The sequence below is a fragment of the Cuneatibacter caecimuris genome (assembly GCF_004216775.1).
Taxonomy (GTDB): domain Bacteria; phylum Bacillota; class Clostridia; order Lachnospirales; family Lachnospiraceae; genus Cuneatibacter; species Cuneatibacter caecimuris.
Genome location: NZ_SGXF01000001.1, coordinates 413,481 through 432,673 on the forward strand (window position 1 = coordinate 413,481; position 19,193 = coordinate 432,673).

At 49.0% G+C, this 19,193-nt stretch carries 10 protein-coding genes; 1 reads left to right on the forward strand and 9 read right to left on the reverse strand.

Going from position 1 to position 19,193, the window contains the following annotated elements; genetic code table 11:
• Positions 1–58: 58 nt before the first annotated feature.
• The 5 genes from EV209_RS16205 to EV209_RS02020 form a co-directional block, all read right to left on the reverse strand.
• Positions 59–376 carry a type II secretion system protein gene (locus EV209_RS16205; protein WP_165388779.1) on the reverse strand — a complete coding sequence of 106 codons (318 nt, stop codon included), beginning with the start codon at positions 374–376 and terminating at the stop codon, positions 59–61.
• Positions 376–987 (reverse strand): hypothetical protein, encoded by a 612-nt coding sequence (locus EV209_RS02005; RefSeq protein ID WP_130432549.1) that lies wholly within the window; start codon positions 985–987, stop codon positions 376–378. The genes EV209_RS16205 and EV209_RS02005 overlap by 1 nt, the downstream gene beginning before the upstream one ends.
• Positions 984–9,485, reverse strand: coding sequence for a GLUG motif-containing protein (locus tag EV209_RS02010; protein WP_165388780.1), 8,502 nt, complete (start codon positions 9,483–9,485; stop codon positions 984–986). Before EV209_RS02010 ends, EV209_RS02005 begins: the two co-directional genes overlap by 4 nt.
• Before the next feature lie 72 nt (positions 9,486–9,557).
• On the reverse strand, positions 9,558–10,427 hold the full coding sequence (locus EV209_RS02015) for a type II secretion system protein (RefSeq protein ID WP_130432553.1): 870 nt from the start codon (positions 10,425–10,427) through the stop codon (positions 9,558–9,560).
• 24 nt (positions 10,428–10,451) lie between these two features.
• Positions 10,452–11,093, reverse strand: coding sequence for a GrpB family protein (locus EV209_RS02020; protein ID WP_130432555.1), 642 nt, complete (start codon positions 11,091–11,093; stop codon positions 10,452–10,454).
• Between the two features lie 326 nt (positions 11,094–11,419).
• Between EV209_RS02020 and EV209_RS02025 the strand changes: the two genes are divergently transcribed.
• Positions 11,420–12,283: a prepilin-type N-terminal cleavage/methylation domain-containing protein gene (locus EV209_RS02025; RefSeq protein ID WP_165388781.1), complete on the forward strand. Its 864-nt coding sequence runs from the start codon at positions 11,420–11,422 to the stop codon at positions 12,281–12,283.
• A 72-nt stretch (positions 12,284–12,355) separates the two neighbouring features.
• On the opposite strand, the gene EV209_RS02030 is transcribed toward EV209_RS02025, so the two are convergent.
• From EV209_RS02030 to EV209_RS02055, 4 genes are all read right to left on the reverse strand, one after another.
• A complete protein-coding gene (locus EV209_RS02030) occupies positions 12,356–13,651 on the reverse strand; it encodes an MFS transporter (RefSeq protein ID WP_243647470.1) in 1,296 nt (431 codons plus the stop codon).
• 1,436 nt (positions 13,652–15,087) lie between these two features.
• A complete protein-coding gene (locus tag EV209_RS02045) occupies positions 15,088–15,267 on the reverse strand; it encodes a hypothetical protein (RefSeq protein ID WP_130432561.1) in 180 nt (59 codons plus the stop codon).
• Positions 15,268–15,750: 483 nt separating this feature from the next.
• On the reverse strand, positions 15,751–17,181 hold the full coding sequence (locus EV209_RS02050; RefSeq protein ID WP_130432563.1) for an MGH1-like glycoside hydrolase domain-containing protein: 1,431 nt from the start codon (positions 17,179–17,181) through the stop codon (positions 15,751–15,753).
• Complete coding sequence (locus tag EV209_RS02055) at positions 17,153–19,051, reverse strand: putative bifunctional diguanylate cyclase/phosphodiesterase (RefSeq protein ID WP_130432565.1); 1,899 nt, start codon at positions 19,049–19,051, stop codon at positions 17,153–17,155. Before EV209_RS02055 ends, EV209_RS02050 begins: the two co-directional genes overlap by 29 nt.
• Positions 19,052–19,193 lie beyond the last annotated feature (142 nt).

A 19,193-nucleotide genomic window follows, 5' to 3' on the forward strand; every position in this document is an offset into this window, starting at 1 on the left:
CCTGCCCTCCTTTCCTGTTTCTGCGGCATGAACCGGGTTTTTCCTATGGCTGCCCGTCTCACTTGAAATGATAGATGATAAAATCATCAATTTTGCTCCGGTAAACGTTGCCTTCCACATAGAACCCGTTGCCCATGGGATCTGAGAAGTATATTTTACCGTCTGCCAGCAGCGGAGTTTCTTCCGGGCTGCTGAGGTAATACTGTTCCATGGCGTTGTCTGTTCTGGCCCGCAGCTGCTCCGCCTCATTTGTCAGAGTTGCGGCAGTATACATGGCAGTAGTGAACATGGAAACTGCAATCATCAGGATCGCAAAAGCGACAATTACAGAAACCAGTGAGGACCCTCTGTTTAGCCGTTTCTTTTTTCCCCGCATCACTCCCTCACCTCCCGGTTCCAGGTCCATGCTCCGTCCATATCACTGCAGGTCAGCGCGTATGTGGTCTGCACCCTGAAAATTTCTTTTCCCCTGGCGGCCTGTACTGTCAGGATCAGACTGATACCCTCGTAGGCGTTCTCCGGATGGGTGCTGTCCGCCATGTCTTTGATCAGCTGCTCTAAGGCCGCCCGGTCTGCTTTCCAGTACATTTCCGCGGTCACCTCATACCCTTCCATGAAAGCCCCCAGAGTTTTGCTGCCGTCGGAAACCACCAGCTTTCTCACATAACGGGACACATCGCTTCCGGTGGACTCGTCATAACAGGTCCAGTTCCCGCTGGGAATCTGTTCCCGCAAATATGCCTGGATCATCGGAAGGCTTCCTTCTTTCTGTATCATGTCTTCTTCCAGCAGTTTGCTGAAGGATACTGCCGCGGTACGGCAGCGCTCACTGACTGCCGCCCGCCTGGCCGCCCCTGTCATGGTGGAGGCGGCCAGCAGCAGGGAAACGGCCAGAGCCAGCAGCACCGCAAAAATGCAAAGTACCACTACCATAGCGTCTCCCCTGGTTTTTCTGCCTTCTCCGAAGGTATTCTGCCACCGCTTCATTCCGTACCTCCGTTCAGTTTTGCCGGCAGTTCTTCTTTCTTCACTTTCCATATCTGGTACTTCTCATCTTTTAGTTCTTCCAAAATCAAAGCATCCTGTTCCAACAACCGGAAATCCCAGTCTGTTTTACCATCTTCGTCGATCCTGCGATGCCACTGATTTCTCAGGGAGGACATATACGCTTCCTGGGTTCCCGTCAGGGCCTGCAGCGTGGCGCTGCCGGTATAGGCCATGCCGCTGTCGTCCGCATCCATTCCCGGCTCGCCCCAGCTCAGGATATCGGGCAGGATCAGCAGGTAACGGATATTTCCTTCTTTATCTTCCAGTTTTCTGAGGCGCACCTGGCTGCAGTCCAGCGTGAAGGTCTCTCCGGCGTCCAGACGTCCGTCAAAGTGATAGCCAAAGCCTTCAAAAGAAACTTCCCAGACTCTGGTACCGTCCTTCAGATCTTCCAGCGCTTCAAAATCCTTCTGGACGTCTTCCCACTTCTTTTCCTCTTCATTCCACTGAGGGCCGGTCACTTTGTCTGTTTCTGTGTCCACTGTCAGCTTGTAGTCTCCTCCACTCTGCTCGTATCCATCTTCGTCCCCATAATCCAGGGCAGTGAGCCAGGCGACGTACTCCTTCACTTTTTCATCCGCCGTCCAGATTAACGCCTGCCTGTAAATTTCCAGCTCAGCTTCTCCCGGAGTGCCGTCCTGTCTGGTGACTTCAGCCGTCAGTTCTTCCTCAAACGCTTCCGCTTCCCAATCAGGATCTGCCATTCTGATCTTTGGCAGGCGGAACTGCGCGTAATCGGACCAGTGAGAACCAATCTGGCTGCTGGAGGACGCCCTCAGACGCACCACCAGCCAGCTTCCCGCCCAGTCGCTGCTCAGCCCCCGGAAATACCTCAGGGCCTTAGAAAGGGTGTTTCCTGTCATGGAGGACAGTGTAATCTCCTCCAACAGCTCTCCGGAAGGCTCTCCGTCCGCCAGCGGGCTGTCGTAAATACCTCCCTCCAGAACGTAGGTTCCTCTTTCTATATTATCTGATGCAAGCTGCAGTTTGAACCCATCCTTTTCAAATTCATCAATGGCCAGCACGGTCTCTTCAGTCAGTTCCGTCCCATCAGACGCCGTAAAGCTAAGCCAGCCCGTCTGGGGCTGCGGCAGCCTCTGAGGAATTGTCAGCTTATAAGCTCCGCCCGGCGCGGAAGTGACGTACACTGTATCCTGATGGATCTCTTTTGCCACGGCCAGCACAGATATTTCCACCTTCGCCCCGGAATCAAAAACATCATCATCCAGGGAAATCTTCAGTACAGCCGTATGCCTGCCCTCTTCCAGGAGCTTTTCTGCTTCTTCCCCTCTGAGTTTGCCCAGTATCAGATCCTCATCTCCGGCTTTTACATGGATCTCATAATGATCCAAATCCCTGCGCTGCAGTTCGTCTTCGATCAGGGACCAGGTCACGTTGTAATTCAGCTGGTTCAGATCCCCGTCGTGCACCACCCTCGGCTGAGGGATAGAATCCAGCTGCAGGTAGAAACGATAGGGATTCTCCTCATTATCAGAGGAAAGTCCCAGACGGTACGTGGTGCCGTCAGAATTTAAGGTTCCTCTCCTGGTCACCCTCAGCACCACCTCTTTATAATTCCAGCCGCTGTTTCCTACAGAAATGGATCTTTCTGCTGTGTTTTTCAGCTCCGCCAGCTGAACCTCTGTGCCATCGAGAGTAAATCCTGTGAGCACTGCGTCATATCTGGCCGAACTGTCCGCTCCCTCCTGATCCCAGCGGAAGAGATAAGATCCTTCCTCTGTTCCGTATGTCTCATCCAGCACCGGCGCAGGCAGACGGGCAGGCAAAGAGACATTCTGTACCTTTCTCTGATTCCCATAGCTGCTTTCCGCCAGAATCGCCGCATAGCGCAGGGAATAGGAACCGTCTCCTGCTTTCTCCACCACATATCCCGGCTTCAGCGCAGTCCTGTTCCCGTCTGTCCAGATTTCTGCATACCCCCGTACTTCTTCTGCTGTTAATCCCGCGGCAAAAGGTTCCATCTGCCCGTAGTAGCACATATTTGCCTGATCCGACCAGATATAGGCCTGAACCACTGCGCTGGTCTTCCCTTCCCGCACCATCTGCTCCAGCATATCCTGAGGCAGGTCAGAAACCTGCATAACAGCGCTGCTTCCTGCAAACACCTTGGCAATTCCTGAAGCAGCAGAAACGGAAATTCCCAGCTCCTCATCCGGAAGCAGCACATCCGCTCTGTAATACAGCTGTCCTTTCGCATTGGAAATATTGACCCGGAATCCCAGGTCAGACAGCGTCGTTCCGGTAAATCCTTTCAGCGCAATTCCCGCAGCAGAAGCCTGGCCAGCCAGTTTGCAGGGAAGACCCTGGTAGCCTTCTGTGCTGGACTTTCTGGTTCTATTATTCTCCGTCCTGGAGGCATAGAAGGAAATATAAGAAATATTGCTGGCCGTCCCGGTTCCCGAAACCCTGGTTTTTTCTTTGTCTCCTGCCTCTCCTGCCTGAAAAGTTTTGGAATTCCCCCCGAAGCGTACCGTAATCTCCGTATCCGGCTGGTAATCCCCGGCATTTTCCAGAATGCAGGAATATTGATCCCCGCTTTCCAGCTCCAGGTGGATTTTGGGAACCGGCAGCGGTTCCTGAATCAGAACCGGACATCCCGCGCACTGCCCCCATTCAGACACATAGACTCCGCTGGCCGAGCGCACTTCAATCACCATATATTTACCGATCCACTCTTCCCGAACGGGAATTTGAGCGCTTTGCGCCGTACCCGGAACCCGCACAGTTTCCTGGGCAAACAGATTCTGCATCTGTTCATCCTCATAGACAGCAGCCTGCACTTCATAATTCTGCACTGCCACATTTCCGTCAGGAGCTTCCCAGCTTACCTGATAGACACTGCCAGTTTCCGAATAGGTTACATTACTGGGAACCGGCATCACATCATGCCCATAATACTCGTCATAATATGCCTGTAATTCAGGATCTATTTTATCATAAAGCTCCTTCCCGGAATTCTTCAGCGGATCGGCGGAAAGATGGGAAATTACTATGTCCTTATTTTTATTCAGCGCGATGTAGTGGTCTCCTTCCGGCTCTGTCCTCAGCTGCTTGTTGCCCATCGAATACGGCCAGGAACTGCTTTTAAAGTAATATGTGCCTGTATCCTGATTCACCTTACCTGTAGGATCGGAAATATTATCTCCCTGCATCACGAAACAGCATTCTGATTTCACGGTACCGGAACCCCTGCTGCCCACCAGTCCCGCGGGCATTGTACCGGAGGCGGACTTCCCATAGACGCGGCATCTGGTGATATAAGTCGTAGTAGCGCCTCCTTCGTGAGAGCCTATGATTCCGCCTGCCTCTGAGCTTTTTCCCATATTTCCTACTGACACGCAGTCTGTAATCCAGATGGTATTTGTACCTGAGGTATGGCTGTTTCTCCCCAGAATTCCGCCGGACTTGGAACCAGCCGTCACCACGCCGAAATTCAGGCAGCCTTCTATTTCAAAAATGTCTCCGGCCTGATACTGATACATCATGGCGATAATTCCGCCTGCAATATTGCCGCTGCTGGTCACCTTCCCATAATTCGCGCAGTTGAGGAACTTGCCTCCCCTGTATTTCCACTGGCCCAAAATGCCGCCGGCGCGCTCCGGCGCCCAGACTTCACCATAATTAATGCAGTTTTCAATTACCCAGCCGGAGGACGTGGCATTTTCAATACGGCCCACAATCCCTCCCGCAGAGTTGGTTGTGGTTTTCTTAACGGAAGCATAGTTGGACAAATCTTTCATTCCTTTTTCACTGATGCTGTAACCCGCGATGCCTCCGACAGCCCCGTCCGTGGTTCCCGCAGAGGTCACGGTCCAGTTTCCGCTGTTGGCACTGTGTTCCAGATATCCCTTTTGGCCCACATATCCCGCCAGCCCTCCCGCCTGGCCGTCTGAGGTGACAGATACCGCCACTTTATAAGCGGAATCCTGCCGAACTCCTGACCGGTCATAGTGGAAATTACGAACCGTGCCGGCCAGGAAACCGGCGGCTCCTCCGGTATAACCATATCTGGCAGTAATTTCCGTGTCCTTTTCCGTCCCCAAGAAACAACCGTCCACCGCTCCAGCCAGCTCATTCCTGCCGGCGATTCCTCCCACACAGGCAGGATTGCCGGACAGACCGGTGACCGTTACGTTTCCTGAAACGCTGCAGCCGGAAATCGTCCCGCTGTTCGTTCCGGCAGCGCCGCCTGCACCGTATTCCTGCCCCTGCGCTCCTGCTGTCACAGAACAAACCAATTGTAAATTCTCCATCAGGCCCAGATTGGCTCCCGCAGCGCCGCCCAGATTAGCAGGGGAGGCTCCTGCCGAAACCGCTGCATAAATCTCCCCGCCTGAAATGGTGCCTTCTTTCCGGTTCAGTCCGGCCGCGCCGCCGGCCCAGCTGCCATCCTGGCCAGAAACCACTTGCACGCTGTTATTTTTTGTTCCCGCCGTACAGCCGGATATTGTTCCCCCGTTCAGTCCTGCCACTCCTCCCGCGTAGAGCTGAGCAGTCACTGATACGCCTTCACCTGTAACACAGTCTCTTAAAATCCCAGTGTTTTCCGCTGTGATCCCGCCGCTGACAAGGTTTTTGGAAAAAGCCGCATTCCTAACCGTACATTCAAAGACCCTGCCCCGATTCACTGCCGCGATTCCGCCGCTGTATCCATTGGGAGCGGCAGGAGCGGATTCCACCGAGCAGCCACGGATTACCACAGTATCATAGCAATATGGCAAAACGCCTCCGGCGTCCTTCTGTTTTGACAGGACGCTACCGCTGAAACTGCAGGATGTAATTTCTGCCGCGGCAGTTTCCGAAACCGAGCCAATCAGCCCTCCGGCCGCGCCATATTCGGCAGTTACCGTCATTTTTCCGGAAAGCTCAGAGGCTGCGGCAGTCTGCCCGGGCTGCGCATCCAGCGCTCCGGCAATACCTCCAACCTGGTCGCCTCCATATACCTCTGAACCTGGAGCAAGTTCCAGCCGGTTCAGTTCTCCTTGGCTGCAGCCGACAACTCCGCCCACCTTAACGGCGCTTCCCGCGATCACGCGGACCTGAAGGCCGCTGCAGTCGCGAATGCTGCCGGAATCCCCCTGGTATCCCGCCAGGCCGCCTATGTAGCTGTTATATCCATAAACAGCGCCACTGCCGGAACATTTTTCAATCATTCCATAATTTTCCGCTGTGAATCCCCCTGTTACTGCGGAGCCTGTTACGGTTTCATCCAGGGTGCAGTTTGCTATTTTCCCTTCGTTTCTGCCGGCCAGGCCGCCCAGATAATTGCTTTGAGGCGTGCCCATCTGCCGCACCGTGCAGTTCTGAATGACCCCGAGGTTTTTCTCCGTGATTCCCCCTGTATATGTTCCTTCGCTGTCCAGCACCGCAGTATCAGAATTGCTGCAGCCGTCCACTGTGGTATTTTTTTCAACCATGCCGATAATGCCGCCGGCATAGGAATAATTCACCGCCTGCCCCAGACAGGTTTGCTCTGTTGAATCAACTGTGCCGGATGCGGAAACGGCAGTCCTGTTTTCCACGTTCTGTATGACCAGCCTGCTGTTTTCCGCATTATAACCTATCAGACCGCCTACATATGTCTTGCCTGAAACAAGTTTCAGCTCATTTTTCGTTTTCTCAGCTCCACCCACAGTCAAAGTAAATCCGCCGGCCGCCGCCCTTCCGGCCTCCACTGCCTCATCACTGCCGGCCGCCGATAAAATCAGCCGGGACATCGCATACAAGTCTTCTGTCTCTGCCGCAATAAGGTTATACCCGATAAATCCACCTGCAAAACTCCCGGCAGCTTCCACGGTACCCAGGAAATTATCTGTGGACAGCAGGATCTGACCGTCTTCTTTCAAACCCAGAAGGTTCAGCCCGATCAGGCCTCCTACATAGTCCTCACCGCGCACCAGATTTGCTTTCGCCTGTATTTCGGTGTGAACAAATCCAGCGGAACAGTTCAGACCGATCAGGCCTCCCACTCCCCGCGTTCCTTGGATATAACCGCCTTCCAGCGTACAATTTTCAAGTTTTCCCTCTGTATCATTAAAGCCGATCAGGCCTCCCACCTGATCCGCTCCGGACACCAGCACATTATCAGATGCGCTTCCTGCATCTGTCCGCAGTACCGTACCGTTATTATATCCCGCCACTCCTCCTATCATGGAGCCGGTGTTCCACCCCTCCAATTGTTTGAACAATTCTTCTGCTGCCACAGAAGTAGTATCCACATCCGTACTGCAGTCCACAATTCTCCCGGCGTTGAATCCTGTAATTCCTCCCGCGCAGGCTTCTGTGGCTGCGACCATCCCATAATTTTCAAAGTTTTTCAGTTCGGCGTCCAGGCCGTCTGAAAGCGCCAGGCCCTCGGAAGAAAGGACAGCCTGCGCCCCGGTAATGCCTCCCGCATACCGCGCTGCCAGCACCACCGCATAATTTTTCTGCACGCTGTCAGCGCCTAAAACAGCGCTGCCGCCTTCGCCGGCAAAATATCCGGCCATGCCTCCCACAAAGCTTTCACCTGAGATATAGCCGCCCAGAGTAGTGCAGCTCTCCACGCTTCCTGACCGGAGGTATCCCACCAGTCCGCCGATATAGGTTCCCTTCAGCTGATCCGGACTTTCCGGCATCTCTGCCGATCCACTGGATTCGCAGCCGTCCAGAACCAGCGCGTCTCCCCAGCCGGCAATTCCTCCGCCGTACAGTTCCGCTTCAATGCTTCCCGCATGATACGAGTCCTCGATACGGGCATTTACCGTACGGCCCAGAATCCCGCCCACATAGTTTTTACCGGATACCGCTGCTTCTGAACTCAGGCCGGAATATTCCAGAACATTCCCCGAATCAGGCCTTCTCTCATCGCTGCCGGCAATCCCTCCCACATAATCTTTCCCCGCAATTTTTCCTCCGGTAACGGTGATCTGGTTCAAGCCGCCCAGATTCTCGCCGCATAAAGTCCCCACATAATCGGAACCCTCTGCTGAGACAGATACGTCCTGCAAAATCAGGCTGTTTATGCTTCCCAGGTTTCTTCGGAAAATTCCGACGCCCTCTTCTCCGCTGTCCCCCCTGAGAACCATTGCCTCAATCGAGCAGTTTTTCTTTCCAATGTAACTGCTCCCGGTTTCCAGAGAGCTGATGGGCGGAAAGGCGGCGCCTTGTGTTTTTTCCTGCCTGTCATAAACCAGGCCCGCCTCAGTCACGCCATCCGTGCCGCCCCATGCAAAAGAAGCGGTCTGCAGATACTGTTTCGCTTCTCCCGGCTGTTCCAGGAATCTGATGTTAAATAGATGTCTTGCATATCTGATTTCATAATTGCTGCCTGATCTGGCCGCCACCTGACCGTCTTCAAGATTAGATGCTTTCCATGAACTGGCTTTATATCCTGAGCCGGAGGCCTGAACTTTGGCATAAAGCTTTTGATCCAGACTCACCCCAAACCTCTGTATGCTGTATGTATTCAAATAATCATCTGGCGCTGAAGCTGTCCCCAATATCTCAGCCGCTTCCAGATCCATAGCATCCAATATCAGGCAGATTTGATAATCAGAGTCCACATAGCCGTCAAACCTGCAGTCTATTTCCCGGCTGCCGCCATCTTCCTGGTAGATCGTTACCCGGGTCGTCAACCCCCTAACCGCAGCGTCCTCGGCCAGCAGACGGGAAGCGTCATCCTGATTGAGCAAAAAAGACATCAGCAGCTTATTATCTTCATTAAAAATATTGACTCCATAAGTGAACTCCCCTGTCCTGTACTGAAAAGTCCCGCTCATTTTCCAGGTCAGCATCAGAGTCTCTCCATTGATCAGGCGAACCGTATTCACCGCTGGTTTCCCATAGGATACGGGAGCACGCTCTGACAGATCAGAAGAATAGTATCCCAGGATAATATCCTTTCGCACGGATTCCACACGGTTGGAAAGCGCGACCCCCATCACGCCGCCGCTGCCGTCCTTTGTGCTCTCATCAAAAGACTGGGCGCGGTCGCTGTAGCACACAGAATACACTACGCCGTCCGCAGGGTCAAATTCCACACGGATCGCCGCGTTAAATATGGATTTGTCGTACACATAATCCTGAAGCAGCTGGTACAGCTGGCTGTCTTTCAAATTCTCCTGGTCTTTCTGAACTTCCAGGCAGTACAGACGCCCGGAATAATCTCCGGCGATTTCATTCCCTACCAGATTTTCCGGGACAGATACTGTTTTCCGCAAATCTTCCAGTTTCCCGCTGACCTTGTAATGAGTCAGCGCAGACTGCGCCGCCGTAAACAGCGACTTCGCATATTCATTATTCCTTTTAAACGCAGAATATTTCTGCCAGCTCAGAAGCCCCGCCACTGAGGCAGAAAGCAGAATCACCAGAATCACCAGGACCACAATCAATTCCACTGTTGTAAAACCGCTGCTGCGCGTACGTTTATTTTTCATCATGAATTCTTCTCCCTGATCCGCCAGTCTGCGCCCCTGAAGGCTCCCTCCCTGTTCCGGCAGCAGGAAGCATCAGCCCGCAGGAGTCTTGACCTCTACCCAATCCCATGAGGCTCCCGGCTTCTCTCCTATATTATTCCGCGACGCCACATATGCCTTTCCCGCGGCTTCATCATAGTAAAAATCACCCTTGTTATTTTTCCCCGGCTCCAGTGTGGCGGCTGTGAATACCGTTACAGCATTGAAATCATGTATCTTCAGGAAATTTGCCGGTGGGACATTGGACTGAATTATTGTACAGTTTTCCGGATTCTTCACATATTCCCGGGTTATTTCCGCTGTCGTCACCGCAATAATCAAAGAATTATTCCTATCAATATACATATCTCCACGCTGTATTGTCTTACTCCATGCTGCCTCTGTCAGATATCTCACCAGCTCTTCCCAACTGCCTGCCACCGCTTCCACTTCATGCTTCGGGCCCTCCTCTTCCGTCTCGGACTCCGGAGGATTTTCTTCTGTGTCCGGAATGATCGGAGGCTCTGTTTCCGGTACAGACGGCAGCACAGGCTTTGACACCTGGCTTTCGCCGCTCACCACCTGTTCTGTTCCCTGAAAACTATCCCCATGGATGCTGCACCGGACACCCCAGTCCCCGTCTCCATCCAGGACTGCGGAATAAATTCCGCCGGAGGGGCAGGCTATCCTGTCTCTCCACTCGTCAATCACTGTTTCCAAAAGGCGTTCAGGGTCAGCAATCTTTTCTGTACTCCAATGCATCAAAAAAGCTTTCCTGTTTACGCCGCACTCCTTTTCTTTGCTGCTGTCAATATATCCCAGAAGAGCCGGCGTCATTATAGCTGCCAGGATCGCAAGAATCACCAGGATCACAATCAGCTCCACCAGTGTAAAGCCATTGCTGTTTTTCATTTTGTCTGTCATTATTCACCTGCATATGTGCTGTCATCAATTGTTAATTACCGTTGAAAGCGCTCGCTTAGGCTGATACCGATTGGAGAATTCCAGTTTTGCTGCCTTTGAGTACTGCTTAACAAATTGCAGTTTAGATTCTGAGTATCCGTTCGGCGCCCCATTGGAAATGCGCTGTATTCTGCCTTGTTCAATATTGCTTAATATTTCTTTCTTTAGCGCTCCATATTCAGCAGCCACATCAGGATGAGCCATCAGATAGTCTCTGAAATATAATTCATCCCAATTCCCCAAATATCTGATATGCAGATGATACACCTTTTCCGCATCCCCATCAACAGAATAGCCTTTGCCCAACAATAACTTCATAGGATCTTCGAAACGCAGAAAAATCTCTTCACCATATCCCAGGGATTTCAACTGTTTTGTTAACTTTGTGACATTACAGCAGCCGTCAATTTCCATTAGAATATCTATGGTGGGTTTTGCAGTTAAACCCTCCACGGCGCTGCTTCCAATATGATTCAGCCTTACCACATATTCCGAATCCACAGTATTTAATATGCTTTGTATTTCTTCCTGGTACCAATCTTTATAGTCCGGATTATATTCTTTTAAAATTATTGGAAATGTTTTCTTAAATTCATCTGCCGATAATTCAGACACTCTTTTCTTCACTCTATATCCTCTCTTCCGCCGTTACCGTAATAAGGCGGCTCTCTTCAATAGCTAAATTATATCACAGCATCCCCAACTCTTCCACCTCATTCTTCAAATTGAGAATCCTATTTAAAATGATACTTGATAATTCCCTGATCTATATTAGAAAATGCCTGCTTATTCTGAAGAAAGCTTTTTTGCATTATTCTGTTATTTTTCATTATATTCTCCGCCATAAGGGAAGTCAACTCTTTGGCTTTTTTAGAACAACTAAAAAACATTTTTGACAGCAGTTCCAGGATATGTTATATTAGATGTAGAAATATTGGGAAGGGAGAATGAATATGTCCGGCAGAAAAGAAAGTCAGAAAAAGGGCTTTACACTGGTGGAACTAATTGTGGTTTTGGTGATTCTGGCCATTCTGGCCGCAATCCTTGTTCCCGCCCTATTGAGATATATCGATAAGGCAAAAAGCGCGGAAGCCGTCCTGTCCTGCCGCCAGCTGGTCAATTCTTCCCAGGCTGTGGCAACAGCGCTCTATGCAAAATATCCGGTCAATGAGGTGGGCGAAGCCATCAACAGCGCGGATCAAAAAGACGAGGTGAAAAAGCTGGCGGACGTGCCCGGCAGCCTTGTAGGCGATATCTTTATCGATACCGGCAAAGTATCCCGCCTCATCTACAGGCATTCAGACAACACTGTGGTGGTATATGATGTCACGCAAAATCCAGTGTATCAGATTGATCCGGAGGCCACTTCTTCTATTTCTGCTGTGGAGCAGGCAATCCGTAACGGAAATCAGGACGCTTCCGATCTGCATGCCAATGGAAACCGTTATCCCGGAAGAGAGTCTGTGATCGCGGAAATGGTTAAAAACGGCGGGCTTCTGGCGGTGGACAGCTACCAGAAACGGGGAACCGTTTATCAGAATGATTCAGATCAGCTCTACTGGAGGCCGTATTATATAGATATCACAAATCCCCAGTCATTCCTTTTTGCCAATACCGGCAATACTGGTCATGCCAAATGGGAGGCCAAGCTGGTGTACTATAATGGAAGCATCTATCAGAGCACGAAAAAAGACGCCAATGGGAATTATATTGGCATCAGTATTGCCAGTGTCTCAAATACTAAGAACGGCGGTATTTCAGATATTTCTCAGCTGCCGGATTGGCTGACCGCTAATGGATTTGTGAAGGTGAAATAGGAATGCTCCTTTATGTGATAAAAAGCCTTCAAGTTTTCCCTTGAAGGCTTTTTATCACATAATTGTTATATTCTACAGCTCATTAAATGTATATTTTTTCAGAATCTTTCTAAACACAATGCAGATAACCGCACCTGCTGCTCCTAGTACAAACATCATGACAGCGGCCCCGGAACCTTTGCCGGATCCAAATAAAAAAACCAGCAATCCACTGCTCCCCTGATCTGCCATGACTGGTTCCCAAATCTGATCTACAAGCACACCTCCCAGGAAAAATCCAATGGGTATTGTGAAAAACTGCAGCGTGTTCCGGCAGGAATACACCCGGCCCTGCATTTCTAAAGGAATCGTAGTCCTCAGAATCACATCCAGATTCGCATTCATAATCGGGACCACCAGCCAGCCAAGGATCTGCCCCAGACACCAAAGCACAGGTATCCTGGTAAATGCCAGGAGGAAATTCTCAATTGTAAGCGAAAACAGCATAGTGCCGGTGATCACCCCGATCCTGTTCTTCGGTTTCGGAAGCGCCGTGACAATCAGACTACCGATTAATGTAGCGATTCCCGCACAGGAAGTGACAATTCCCAATACTGTTTCCCCGCCCTTTGGTCTTGGCAGCACATAGGCCGGCAGCGTTGCATCAAATGCGGAAGCCACCAGGTTTACACTTGATAAAAATAAAATCAAGCTCAAAATCAACGGGTTTTTCTTTAAGTAACGAAGGCCAGCTTTTGATGCGGCTAAAAGAGGTTCTTTCCCGGATTCTCCCTTTCTGGCGCTTGCCCCAGCAGCTCCCGGGATCTTCACAAAGAAAAACAAGGACAAAAATGCAAGGGTAAATGTAGATAAATCCACTAAAATAATAATGTCCATACCTGCTGCCGCAAACAAAGCCGTAGCCAGTACCGGATGCATAATTGTCACAACAGACTGAGACAGGGACCGCAGCCCACTGGTTCTCTGGTACTCTTCTCTGGGTATGATCAGCGTCATAGCCACATCTGAGGCAGGCTGCTGAACTGTGTTCATCAGACCGCTGACTGCATTCAGCACATATAAATGTACAGGGCACAGCAAGTCCATTTTCAGCAGCACCAACACTGTTACCGTTGTGCAGGCTGCGAAGGTATCGCTGAAAAGCATAATTTTCTTTTTATCCCATCTATCGCTCAACGCACCAGCAAAGATGCTCATGAGCACATATGGCGCGTAAGAACAGATTGATAAAAATGCCATCTGCAGAGCAGAACCTGTTTTCTGATAAAGCCACAGGGTCAATGCAAAATTGGTCATTGCACTCCCCAGCTGTGACAGAGATTGCGTGCTCCATAGTACAAAAAATGTTTTTAATTTATGTTTTTTCATTTTAACTTTGCTCCTTTGATTTTTATAAATTTTCATCAAGGTGCAAAGTCCGAGGACGAATTCATTCCTCCATGCAATGTCCTCAACCTTTGCACGGAGCTTCTGCAATCATCAATATCATCTTTTGTTCCTCCTTTTAGACTGTTATTTATTCATCCCGGCATCAAAATCAATAATACTCAATAGCCGGGTGACTTTAGATGGAACCGGCAGTTCTCGCCGGCAATACGGGATTTTAGCATTTGTAAATCAAAAATACATACGTTTTGTTAACTCATAGTACAGCAAAGCCAGTGCATTGTCAATATAATGAACTGGTTTTACAAAACTGTCTCATATATCTTTCATTGAATTTGAGCTTTCAATAAAATATGTGGAATTTTGTTTTAACACCCTATGTCCTCCTTGTACCAAGGCCACTACAAATTTTTTCTCTTTGTTAAAAAAGGGCAGTTTCCTGTCCTTTAATCACCATGATGCCCCGGCAAAAGATAATGAAAACTACCTTATTCTCTACCACATAAAAAACTTGAAATTTTTCATCTACACGTCGGCTTTAAAACCCAGCCAAGTTGCCTTTCAATGGCTCTGGCTTTACTATCCTATCCAACAGATTCCGGCATATTTGTTTTACACGCTAATTTATTCGTTTCTGCATCTTTTTGTCCTGTCCCTGCCTATGCAGATAATCTTCCCATGCATCAAAATCCTACTGTGTCACCCTTATCTGCAGTATTATTTCTCTATCAATTTATGCTCGGCTGCATTCAGCCTTCCTACTTTGTAGTCCTCTATTTTTTCTCCAGATACTTTATATTTCATTCGAAATAAAATGGGTATGCGGATTATTCAATGGGTATACGCCGCTTTCTGGCAACTATTTAATAAGAAATTGGCAGCCGCTTACATACTCAAACCAATATCATCTGATGTCTGCTCTGCCCTACGCTCCATCATCAACGGGTTAACTAATCTGTGCCATAATTTCACTCCCTTCTTTATAACTCTATTATTCTATATCGAGCAGCAAAATACTTGCATTTTCTTTGACAAATGTTTTTCATGATTTAATGTTCCTGTTTATTCGTATTTATGGGTAAATAACTAATTTATATGAAGTGTTAAACTTTCTTACCATATCATCAAAATTTTTCAACACCATCTACGTTACCTACAGGCTCTGTAAATCATTTATTCTATCTAAATTCTTCTCATAAAAGGCGGCAACTTCTGAGGCTCATAGGTTTGCAAATAAGTCAATTCAAATCCATTTTTTTCTCATAGCATGACGGGGACCGGATCAGATACTGTTATCATATAAGGACATATCAATTCTTACCCTCCTCGCGAAGGATAATCTGTGTGGTTTTAAGTCTGCGATCACGTAAAAACAATACCCAAGACCTGCTTACGCGCTTATTTTACTTTTGCCATGCTTACTTTTTCCTTATATCGTAGTGAGTTCTCAGAACGCTTTTGCTCAATCCCATCTTTTGAACCAAGGACATAATATATTCCCGGGATTCAGGATCATATTCTGCATTTTCCATGCTGTGTTCAGCCAAATACATCACCAAACCGTTTGCAGTTTTTACTTTTTTCAGTTTCTCATCCATCTGATAACCTCCGAATACACTTGTATAAACTGCAGTCCTTCTCCCAGCGTAATTCAGTTTTCTCAAAAAATCGACAATAACCTTCACTTACTATCCATATCCTTCTCGCGAAGGGTGACGTTGTCATGCTAAAAAGCATCACCGCTGATAGCATATTTCAATCCACACCCTTCTCGCGAAGGGTGACCGATTTCTTCTGGCTTTGTCAGCAGTATCATCTATTTCAATCCACACCCTTCTCGCAAAGGGTGACAGCAAACATGCTCACATTTTTCATATCATTCCCCCAAAAACTTAACAATATCACTAATCAATTCTATCTCTCCATAAAGTATCCCTTCAATACTCCCCTGAAAAAGTGAATTTACCACATCCTCCCGGTGCGAATCCCCCAGGGATTTTATGGGCGCTTCCGGTTCGCACCTGAAAAATCCCTCGTAACGGTTTCCATTTTGTAACCTCTTACATCTTATTTCACAGAACTCAGTACACCTTAATTTCCCCGGATTTCCCCTTTACCAGGCTCACCGCCTTTACAAGACGTCCGCAAAGGTCCGTCACCAACCGCATATCTGCCGGAGCCTCAAACACTTTTCTGCCGTCCACATACCCGGCGGTGCCCTTACCGTGGTTCTCTATACGGAATACGCGGTCTCCCCATATCTGTTCATATATGCTCTCACTTCCGCCAACCGTTCCCCAGTAAATCTCCTCCCTTTCTATGTGAACGCCAAACATTCTGGAAACGTATTCCAGAACAGACAGCATGGCAGGCCCATACGCATCCTGTTCCCCTTCTAAAGATACTGCAGAAGGCTTGCCCGTGAAAGGATCATACTGCTGAACAAAAACACATTTTTCACCGATTGCATGAAAAAGCTTTCTTCCCAGCTGAGGAATCAGCGCTTCATAGCCGTAATTCTCCAGCGCCCTGATGGCCCTCTGATAAGTCAGCGCTTCCGCCTGGCCGCTCCAGTTATTTGTCGTCACATTACGGAACAGCGGATCATTTACCGCCACAGAGGGTAACGGCATGGGTGTCCAGAATTCTTCCGGATTCAGCAGATGTTCCCGGACAAAGCGCCTTGCCATATGGGGTGTAAAACAGTTCCAATACATCGCTCTGAGGTTATTGTGGATCATTGTGGGCATCATCTTATGATTTTTGTCCCTGTCAAAACAAGCGCCTCTTTTTTCATCCCAGAGATAGCTGATCACCTTTGCCCGCACTGCTTCGGCCAGTTTCCTCCAGCTGCGCTCCAGCTCTGCTTTTCCAAGAATGCGGCTGATCTCCGCCAGGGTTTCCCGGGCAGAATAGGAAAACGACATAATATCAATAGAAGCGATAGGAACCCACTGGCAGCCCTGAGGCGGAAATTCCTCCTCCCAGGCATCCGGCGCATCGCCGTATCGCATAGCGTGATCCTCCCCGGTATCATATTTACACCAGGTCTCCAGACAGCCATCCCCATCTGAGTCTCTGACGCGCCAGAGATATGCGTCGAATTTCTCCAGGGTTTGATACAGAAGATCCAGATAATCCTTATCCTTTCCGGCCAGATAATACATATTTAAGGCGTGAGCGGGAAAGCAAAAGCCCTGGAATTTATTGAACTGCGGCGTCACTTTTCCGGCGATCAGGGCGATGCTCCCAGGCATCCGCCCGTCCTCCCTCTGACATTCCATAAACAAAACCTGGTTATTCAGCCCTGCCTCTATATTTCTCTTAGCATACATCTCCCCGCCCATAGGCTGTGTTTCCAGCCAAATCTTTTCATAACCTCCGCCTTCAATCAGCACTGTTCTCCCGGAAAAATTTTTCAGATTCTGTAAGCACTTCTTTTCCGCCGTATCCACCAGCTTCTGTACCAGCCTGTCCGAGGTCTCAAAGTTCACACTTGTCTCTATCGGCATAGCCTGATCCCTCCTTCTGCATCTGTTCTTTTCTTAGCAGCTCCGCATATTCATCTTCCGGCATCGGCCGGTAAAACACATAGCCCTGAATATAATCACAGCCCATCTGCTTCAGATATTCCACCTGCTTCATGTTTTCAATACCCTCTGCCACCGTGCGGATCTGGAATTTATGCACTAAGTCGATAATTCCATGGACCACCTCCATGTCCCTCTCTTCATCATCTCCGTTATCAAAGAAAAAGCTGTCTATCTTGAGCACGTCCACAGACAATGTTTTCAGAAGGCTCAAGGAGGAATATCCTTTCCCAAAATCGTCTATTGCGCAGGAAAAACCTGCCTGTTTCAGTTCCTGCACCGTTTTCAAAAGCAGCTCTTCATTATCAAACACAATGGACTCAGTAAATTCAACCTCCAGCAGATCCGCGGGGACATCATATTTTTTCCTGATCTCCACATATTTCGAAATGAAATCCTGATCATAGAACTGCAGTCTGGAAACGTTAACAGAAACCGGAACCGCTTCCAGTCCTTCTTCCATCAGCTGACGCTGAAGCCGGCAGACTTCTTCATAGACATATCTGTCCAACTGGCCGATCATGAATTTCTGCTCAAAAACCGGGATGAATTTATCAGGAGGGATCACCGTACCATCCTTCATTCTCCACCGCACCAGAGCTTCCGCCCCCGCTGCCCTGCCAGATTCCGGATTGACCTTTGGCTGATAATACACTACAAACTCATGATTCTTCAATGCATCCGCCATCTTGCTCTCTATGCCTTTTTCCTCCCAAAGCCCCTTCCGGATGCTGTCATTATAAAACACATAATTAGGGTTGGAACCATTTTTCACTGTCTTTCTGGCAAAATTTGCACGATCCAGCAGGCCTTCAATCTTCAAATCTTCCAGCACATCCTCCACGCAGCAAATGCCGCAGCAGGAGGAAATGGACTGCCTCCCGTCAGATTCCCGCATAAACTCAGTGATTGTATCATCCGCCTGGCGCTGTCTTCTGACGATTTCTTCCCGCCTGTTATAGCGCAAAAGAAGGACAAACTGATCCGCAAATATTCTGCCGCAGATTTCCTGGTCCTGCAGCCCTTTCAGCAGCACACAGCCATACTCCTTAAGGATCCTGTCCCCATACGTATAGCCAAACACGTCATTCATATATTTAAAATCAGAAAAATCCGTATAAACAACTGCATATTGATTCCCCGGATACATATCCAGCAGCCTCTGGGCTTCTCTTTTAAAATCCTCCGCCTGATAAGCGCCGGTCAAAGGATCCCTCCTTGTCAGCTCGTTCAAAGCTTTATTGGTCTTTTCCAACAGCAGCATCTTCTTTGAAGCCGCCCAAAAAATAAAGATCCAGGTGGCCAGCATGATCCCAAGCATAACGATGCAGAGAATCAGCAGCGTGCGAAAACGGCCGGCAGCATAGTTGTCCGCGGCAAAAACCGTATTATTGGCCTGTTCAAAATAATCCTCGCTCAACAGCAGCAGTCTCTCTTCCTCTATCTGTCCGGACCGGTACTGGTAGATGGAGTCTTTAAGATCACCCCACATTTCATTCAGTCTGACCAGATTGTCCTGATAGTCCTGGTCTCGGGGCAGCAGAAGGTCATAGGGGCCGGCCTTTCCGTTCAGCTCTTCCAATATTCCGTCCAGATATACCACCAAATGATCTGATTTCCATCCGTTCATCTCCAGCTTTACCAGGCGCTGTGTGCCTCCCCGGACAATTCCTACATAATTGATCAGCTTCCCGTAAGACTGCGCCTGCAGAATTGTATGTATCATCAGCGTCCCCAACAGCAGCAGCAAAATAAACAGGCTGACCAGGCCGCCTTTCAAGATCTTCTTCATCTGTGCCCTCATCATTCGCCGTAAAGCCATCTTCCGGCCAACAGCACATTTCTATATATTATATAAAATTATTTTATCTCATTTAATAGTAAAATGCAAGATGCATAATTATCAAACACAATGCGCTGCCGCGGATTGGGAA